Annotated in this window: 6 protein-coding genes; 5 read left to right on the forward strand and 1 reads right to left on the reverse strand. The window is 68.2% G+C overall.

Annotated elements, in window-relative coordinates:
* Positions 1-829 precede the first annotated feature (829 nt).
* The 4 genes from argH to ACZ6NZ_RS09425 are packed head-to-tail and all read left to right on the forward strand — an operon-like array spanning position 830 to position 5,402.
* The gene (gene argH, locus ACZ6NZ_RS09410) at positions 830-2,383 is read left to right on the forward strand and encodes an argininosuccinate lyase (RefSeq protein ID WP_465857366.1); all 1,554 of its coding nucleotides are present in this window, start codon (positions 830-832) and stop codon (positions 2,381-2,383) included.
* Positions 2,380-3,561 (forward strand): argininosuccinate synthase, encoded by a 1,182-nt coding sequence (locus ACZ6NZ_RS09415; RefSeq protein WP_465857368.1) that lies wholly within the window; start codon positions 2,380-2,382, stop codon positions 3,559-3,561. Before argH ends, ACZ6NZ_RS09415 begins: the two co-directional genes overlap by 4 nt.
* Before the next feature lie 22 nt (positions 3,562-3,583).
* Entirely contained in the window at positions 3,584-4,528 is a 945-nt protein-coding gene (locus ACZ6NZ_RS09420; protein WP_465857370.1) for a methionyl-tRNA formyltransferase, read from the forward strand.
* 28 nt (positions 4,529-4,556) lie between these two features.
* A complete protein-coding gene (locus ACZ6NZ_RS09425) occupies positions 4,557-5,402 on the forward strand; it encodes an EamA family transporter (protein ID WP_387349551.1) in 846 nt (281 codons plus the stop codon).
* A 66-nt stretch (positions 5,403-5,468) separates the two neighbouring features.
* On the opposite strand, the gene argJ is transcribed toward ACZ6NZ_RS09425, so the two are convergent.
* Positions 5,469-6,629 (reverse strand): bifunctional glutamate N-acetyltransferase/amino-acid acetyltransferase ArgJ, encoded by a 1,161-nt coding sequence (gene argJ, locus ACZ6NZ_RS09430; RefSeq protein WP_465857373.1) that lies wholly within the window; start codon positions 6,627-6,629, stop codon positions 5,469-5,471.
* Between the two features lie 198 nt (positions 6,630-6,827).
* On the opposite strand from argJ, the gene ACZ6NZ_RS09435 reads away from it, so the two are divergent.
* Complete coding sequence (locus tag ACZ6NZ_RS09435; RefSeq protein WP_465857375.1) at positions 6,828-7,667, forward strand: alpha/beta hydrolase fold domain-containing protein; 840 nt, start codon at positions 6,828-6,830, stop codon at positions 7,665-7,667.
* The last annotated feature ends 253 nt before the right edge of the window (positions 7,668-7,920 follow it).

The raw sequence follows: 7,920 nt of genomic DNA on the forward strand, positions 1-7,920 counted from the left end.
CGGTGCCGCACGACCGGCCGGGGCAGCGCAGGACACGCCGGCGTACGGCGAAGAGCGGCGGGATCGTCAGGCACAGTACGACAGGAGCGCGGCTGTTGGCAATGGTGGGCCATTGGTGCGCCGACCTTGCTCAGATAACCCTCATTTTGGGCATCATCGTGCTCAATGTCAATAGCCGCAATTGGAAGCCCAGTTGTCCGTTCAAAGCCGGCCTCGCCACCGATCGGCGTATGTTTCGGTCAATTTCTACTGACCGTCGGGGTGCTGTCCGCCAGCACATCGAGAATCGCTCCCAGATGGCGAGAAGGGGCACCCGCCGCAACGTCACGTGACATAGTGTGGTCGCACGTGGACGATCAGTGCGGGCCGAGGCATGGGCATATCAGCAGGTCAGGGATGAGAACGACACGCGGGGTGTTTGAAATCGGACAAAGAGTGCTCAGTTCGACGGAAGTGCTGCTTTCGTCGGCGCCATTGCCTGCGCCGGTCCCCACTCGGCCCCGGGGTGTTGGTCGACTGCACGGAGGGTTGGCCCGCCGGATGTCGGCGTTGTGACAAACGGAAATAGGCGGTCGCCGCCGTGAAGCCACGAGCATCCGACGTGACCTCCTCCCGACGTGAGGGGCATTCCCCGGCCGCCCTCGTCGTCGACCTCTGGTAATCACTGCACCAATCCGAATCCGCCGGTGAGCCGACTGCGCCGCCTCAATAGAAAACAATTGTTCGACAATTCTGCGCTCAATTGGCCGCGGAATGGATGACGCCTGCGCGGAACAAGAGCCATGGCGTTGCGACATGAGGTCCCGACGGGCCCGGAAAGGCGTGTCCGATGACCCAGAAGCTCTGGGGCGGTCGCTTCGAGGAAGACATCACACCCGAGGTACTCGACTACACGCTCACCGTTGACATCGACGTCCGGCTGATCCCACACGATCTGTGGCAGAACATCGCGCACGTGCTGCTGCTGGCTCGTCAGGGCATCGTCCCGCAGGACGCGGCGCGATCCATCGTCGCGACGTTGGTCAAGCTGGACCAGCGCCATCGAGACGGCACGCTCACGCTGCGCGCCGAGTACGAGGACGTCCACCTCAACGTCGAGCAGATGGTCATCGAGGAGCTGGGGCTGGACGTCGGTGGCCGGATGCACACGGCCCGGTCCCGCAACGATCAGGTGTCCACCGATGCCCGGATGTACCTCCGCGACGTCCTCCTCGAGGCGATCGACGCCAACCTCGACCTGATCGACCGGCTGACGCAGCTCACCGATGAGGATTTCCGCACGGTGCTGCCGGGGTACACCCACAGCCAGGCCGCCCAGCCGATCAGCGTCGCCTTCTGGCGGACGGCACACGCCAGCGCGCTGCTGCGTGACGTACGACGTCTGCGGGACGCCTTCGGTCGGGTCAACGAGTCACCGCTCGGGGCCTGCGCGCTCGCCGGCACCTCGTTCCCGCTCGACCGCGACGCGACCGCACAGCTCCTGGGCTTCGACCGGGTGCTCAGCCACGCCCTGGACGCCACCAGCGCCCGCGACCACATGATCGAAGCCGCTGCGGCCTTCGCCCTCGGCAGCAACAACCTGTCCCGCATGGCGGAGGAGATCGTCATGTGGAGCGGTCACGAGTACCGGCTCTGCGAGGTGGGGGACGCCTTCACCACGGGCAGTTCCATCATGCCGCAGAAGAAGAACCCGGTGGTCGCCGAGCTGGTACGCGGACGGTCCGGCCGGGCCACCGGAGTGCTGATGCAACTGCTGACAGCGGTCAAGGGTGTCACTCTCGGGTACAGCTGCGACCTGCAGGAGGACAAGCCGTTCCTGTGGCAGAGCATCGACTCGTACCTGTCCACCCTGCGCGTGGTCGAGAGCCAGACCCGTACGCTTCGCTTCGACCCGCAGCGCGGCGAGGAGCTGTGCTGGGACAACTTCTCGACCGCCACCGAGCTGGCCAACCATCTCGTGTCGGCGGCCGGGGTGTCCTTCCGCCAGTCGCATCACATCGTCGGCAAGGTGGTCGGTCAGCTGATCAGCCGGCAGGCGACGCTGCGCGACCTCGAGCTGGTGTCGTCGATGCTGGCCGACGAGGGCCATCCGGTCGCCGTGGACGTGCTCCGTGAGCTGCTGGCGCCACTGAACGCGATGAACGGCTACACCAGTGGTGGTGGCACCTCCACCGCCAGCGTGATGGACGTCGCAGCGGAGCTGCGCACCAGTTCCACCGCACACCGTAGCTGGAGCCGTACCCGTCGCGACGGCCTGGCCGCGGCCCGCGCCGGCACGCTGCGCGGCGCCGACGACGTGGCGGGCGGCGCCCCGATCGACAAGACACTCGCCGCTGTCCTCGACGAACTCGCGCACGACCACCCCGAACAGGAGCAGTCATGAAGATCGTTCTCGCCTACTCCGGTGGCCTGGACACCTCGGTGGCGCTGCACTGGCTGCGAGACCGGTACGACGCCGAGGTGATCGCCTTCTGCGCCGACATCGGGCAGCTCGAATCCGTACCGGACGTGCGCGAGCGCGCCCTGCGGACCGGCGCGTCCGAGGTGCGGGCGGAGCCACTGACCGATCGGTTCCTGACCGACTTCGCGTTGCCCGCCCTGCAGGCACACGCCCGGTACGAGAACCGGTACCTGCTGGCCGCGCCGCTGTCCCGACCCCTGATCGCACAACGGATGGTCGAGATCGCGCACGCCGTGGGCGCGGACGCGGTGGCGCACGGCGCCACGGGTAAGGGCAACGACCAGGTCCGCTTCTTCACCAGTGTGGCGGCGCTCGACCCGTCGCTGAAGGTGCTGGCACCGGTGATCGACTGGGAGTTGAAGACCCGCGAGGACGAGCTGGCCTACGCCGACAAGCACGGCATCCCGGTGCCGGTCGGCAAGGAGAAGCCCTACAGCATCGACACGAACGTCTGGGGGACCAGTATCGAGTGTGGTGAGCTCGACGACGTCGCCCAGCCGCCACCGGCCGACGCGTGGCAGCTGACCGGTGATCCCCGCCAGGCCCCGGACGAGCCGACCCGGGTACGGATCGGCTTCACCGGTGGTGTGCCGGTGAGCCTCGACGGTGAGTCGCTGGGTCTGGGCACTCTGGTCGGCCGCCTCAACGCGCTCGCGGCACCGCACGGCATCGGCCGGATCGACATCACCGAGAGCCGGATCGTCGGGTTCAAGACCCGGGGCATCTACGAGGCGCCGGCGGCAACCGTGCTGATGGCCGCGCACGCGGAGCTGGAGTCGCTGGTGCTGGACCGCGAAACACTGCACCACAAGCAGTCCATCGCCCTGCGATACGCCGAACTCGTCTACTACGGGTACTGGTTCAGCGATCTGCGTCGGGCACTCGACGGATTCGTGGCGACCCTTCAACCGGCGGTGACCGGCGAGATCGCCGTGGACCTGTTCAAGGGCAACTGCACGGTGGTCAGTCGGTCCTCGCCGCACTCCCGCTACAGCCGGGCGATGGCCACCTACGAAGCCGGCGACCAGTTCGATCACCAGGCGGGTGCCGGCTTCGCCTACGTGTGGTCACTGCCGCTGACCGCCGGTCACCGGGCCTGAGAAGCAGAAAGGAGCGACACCCGTGCGAGTAGTGTTCATGGGCTACCAGACGTGGGGGCATCGAGTGCTGCAGGCGCTGATGGACTCCCGCCATGAGGTGGTCCAGGTCATCACCCATCCCGACAGCGGGCACGAGTACGAGACCATCTGGAACGACTCGGTGGTCGACCTCGCCGAGAAGCACGACCTGCCGATCCTGGTCCGTCAGTACGCCAATGACGACGAGGTCGCCGCACGGCTGCGGGAGCTGGCCCCGGACATCATCGTGTCGTCGGACTGGCGGACCTGGCTGGCGCCGGCCGTGTACCGCCTGGCGCGGCACGGGGCGATCAACGTCCACGACGCCCTGCTGCCTCGTTACGGCGGCTTCGCCCCCCTCAACTGGGCGATGATCAACGGTGAACGCGAGGTCGGGGTCACCGTGCACTTCATGAACGATGATTTCGACCTCGGCGAGATCGTGTTGCAGCGCCGGGTCGAGGTCAGTGACACGGACACTGTGACGAACCTGTTCGAGCGCACCATCGAGATCTTCCCGGAGATCACCCTGTCGGCGCTGGACCTCATCGAGAGCGGCACCGGGCAGTGGATCAGCCAGGACCCGGCCCAGGCGACGTTCTTCCACAAGCGATCGGTGGAGGACAGCCGCATCCACTGGACGTGGCCGGCCGACCGGTTGGCCAATCTGATCCGGGCGCAGAGCGATCCCTACCCGAACGCTTTCGCCTACCACAACGGTGTCCGGCTGCGGGTGACGGCGGCGGCCGTGTCGTCCAAGCGCTACGGCGGGACGCCGGGGCGGATCTTCTGCCCCGACGAAGACGGCGTGGTCGTGGTGTGCGGACCGGATGCCCACACCGGACGGGAGCAGGGGTTGAGGATCCTCCAGGTGCGCACGGACGATGGCACGCAGCTCCCGGCGCGCGCCTACTTCACGTCCATGGGGGGCTATCTGACATCCCACTGATCCGACCACCGACAACCCAAGGCGGAACATGTTCAGCATTCTGATGTCGCTGGCGTCGGCAACGGTCCTCGGAGCCGCCGACTTCGTCGGCGGCTTCGCCACCAAGCGCGCCGCGGCGGTGACCGTCGTGCTCTGGTCGAACATGGCAGGGCTGGCGACCGCCGTGGTGTTCGTCGGGACCGTTGGCGGCGGCAACCTCCGGGCCGCCGACGCCGGCTGGGGAGCACTGGCCGGGTTGGCCGGCAGTGTCGGCGCCATGCTGCTCTATCACGCCCTCGCCCACGGAGTGATGAGCGTTGTCGCTCCGACCACCGCCGCCATGGCCGCGATCCTGCCCGTCCTCGTCGGCCTGGCCGGTGGCGACACCGTGTCGGTGATCGGGGCGGCCGGACTGGCCTGCGGACTGATCGCCATCCCCTGCGTCTCGGTCACCTCGGGCGGGGACCGGCCGGGTCGACAGTCGCACCTGCGGACTGTGGCCGGGGCGTTGGCGGCCGGTGCCGGCTTCGGCCTGTTCTTCGTGCTGCTGTCCCGTACCGGGGACGGGTCCGGGCTGTGGCCGCTGGTGGCCGCCAGATGCGCCTCGTTGACGCTGCTCGTGCTCGCCTGGCCGATCGGTCGTTGGCCGATCAGAGCGCCCCGCAACACGGTGCTGCTGGCCCTGCTCTCCGGTGGCCTGGACATGCTGTCGAGCGTGCTGTATTTGCTGGCGGTCCGGGAGGGCTACCTGTCCGTGGTGGGCCTGCTGGCATCGCTCTACCCGGTCAGCACGCTCCTGCTGGCGCGGGTCGTGTTGCGTGAACGCGCCACCCGGGTGCAGTGGGCCGGTGTCGTCCTGGCGCTGGTCGGGGTGTTCCTGTTGGCGTCCCGCTGACCCGCGCGGCTCGGCCACGGGCGTCCGGGCGGTACCTCGTGGGGTACCGCCCGGACGCATCGCCGCTCAGGTGGTGTAGTCGGCGTTGATCCGGATGTATCCGTCAGTGAGGTCGCACCCGTACACGGTGAAAGCGCCGGCGCCGATCCCCAGGTCGACCTCGATCACGACGTCGTCGCCTTCGAGGTGACGTCGCAGCCGCACCAGGGTCTCCTCCGTGGCCTGCGCCGGATAGACCTCGATGCCGCCGAAACCGATCCGTACCCGTTGCTGGTCGATGTCCTCGTCGTCCTCGCACTTGCCGATCGCCATGGCCACCCGGCCCCAGTTCGGGTCCGCGCCGTGCACGGCCGTCTTGACCAGGGGCGAGTTGACGATGGCCTTGCCCACCCGCTTGGCCTGGTCGCCGTCGCGGGCACCGCTGACCCGGACCTCGATGAGCTTGCTGGCACCCTCACCGTCGCGGGCGACCATCCGCACCAGGTCCAGTGCGACGGAATACAACGCCTGCTCGAACTCGTCCAGCGCGACCGGCCCGGCCAGGCTGTTGGCGAAGATGGCCGCGGTGTCGCTGGTGGAGGTGTCGGTGTCGATGCTGACGGCGTTGAACGTGCGAGCGATGACCGACCGGAACACCCGGTCCAGGTCGGCCGGCTCGATGCGGGCGTCTGTGCAGAAGAACGTCAGCAGGGTCGCCATGTTCGGTTCGATCATGCCGACACCCTTGGCGACGCCGACGATGCTGGCCGCTCCGCAGCTGGCCCGCACCACCTTGGGCGTGGTGTCGGTGGTCATGATCGCCCGCGCGACCCGGTCGAAATCGGCGGGCGGAAAGGGCCACCGAAGCTCGGCCAGGCGCTGTCGGACCCTCGGCATCGGATACTGCTTGCCGATCACCCCGGTCGACGCGATGAGCAGCTCGTCGTCGTCCAGCCCGACGGCGCGCGCCACAGTGGACCGCACCTCGCGGGCGTTCTCCAGCCCTTCCTTGCCGGTGGCCACGTTCGCGTTGCGGGAGAGCACCACGACGCCGCGGGCAGTGGATGTCGACGCCGCCGAACGGCTGAGCAGGACGCTGGGGCCGGCGAACCGGGAGCGGGTGAACACCGCGGCGCTGACCGCCGGCACCTCGGAGACCAGGGCGGTGAAGTCGTCCTCGTCGTCCTTGAGCCCGGCGTTCGCGACCACCGCCCGGAACCCCTGCGGAACGATCATGTGCTGCTCCATCCTTCTCTTCTCGGCCCGGTCCTGGCCCCCGAACGCAACAGACACCCCTGGTAACCCACCGTATCAATGGGCTGTCTGTCCGTCGGGGTCGCCGTGAGCTCGGCGGGGGCCGGCGCGGAGCGTACCGACGCTGGTGGTTCCGGTCCGGGGATGGTCGGCTGGTCGGCACGCCCGGACCGTCGGTGCGACGATGACGCGATGACCGATTCGGAACCCCCGCGCCGGAACGATCGGATTGAGCACCGCGACATCGTCGTGCACGAAGTGCCGGGCTTCCGCCCGCTGACGTTGGACCTCGTCGTGCCGGTGACGGCACCCCGACCGGCCCCGGTCCTGGTGTGGATCCACGGCGGCGCGTGGCAGTTCGGCTCACCCAAGCAGCCACCGGACTGGCTGATGACGGTGGACCCGTTCACCGCCGCCATCCGGGCCGGGTTCGCTGTCGCCTCCGCGCAGTACCGGCTCAGCGGGGAGACACAGTTCCCCGCCCAGCTCGACGACGTCAAGGCGGCGGTGCGTTGGTTGCGCCGGCACGGCGACGAGGTGGGCGTGGACGGCGAGCGGATCGGGGTGTGGGGCGAGTCGGCCGGTGGGCATCTGGCCTCGATGGTCGCGCTGACGGGGGACGACCAGGACGACACCCGCGTTCGGGCAGCGGTCTGCTGGTACGCGCCGTCGAACCTGTTGACCATCCAGTCGCAGGCACACCCGTCCGGGACCATCGACCACGACGCGGCCGACTCGCCCGAGTCACTTCTGATCGGCGCTCCGTTGCCGGACAACCCGGAGCTGGGCCGGGCGGCAAGCCCGATCATCTACGTCACCGACCAGGCCCCACCGATGCTGCTGATCCACGGCGACCAGGACCTGGTCGTACCGGTAGGGCAGAGCAGAGAGCTTGCCGCAGCACTGACCGAGGCGGGAGCCGAGGTCGAGTTGTCGGTGGTGCAGGGTGCCGACCACTGCTTCGGCGGGGTGCCGCTGGAGCCGCTGATCCGCGACACTCTGGCGTTCTTCAGCAGGGTCCTGACCGCTTGATTGCCTGAGCCCGCGTCGCCGGTGGGTTGCGGTTGCCGTGTCAGCCGTCGTGGTGGGGCGCACCGGTCAGGTGGCGGGCGTACCGTTGCCGCCTCTCCGCGATCTTGCACTTTCTGTCCCGACACAAGGGGCATCCCACCTGTATCGACTGCCGAAACTGCAAGACGCTTCTATGTACGTGGTGATCGGTTCGGCTGGTTGCCGCTAGGTTCGGCGTCGATGATTGCTTGGGTGGCTCATTGCCGATCTGGCC

The sequence above is a fragment of the Micromonospora sp. NPDC047756 genome (assembly GCF_055587245.1).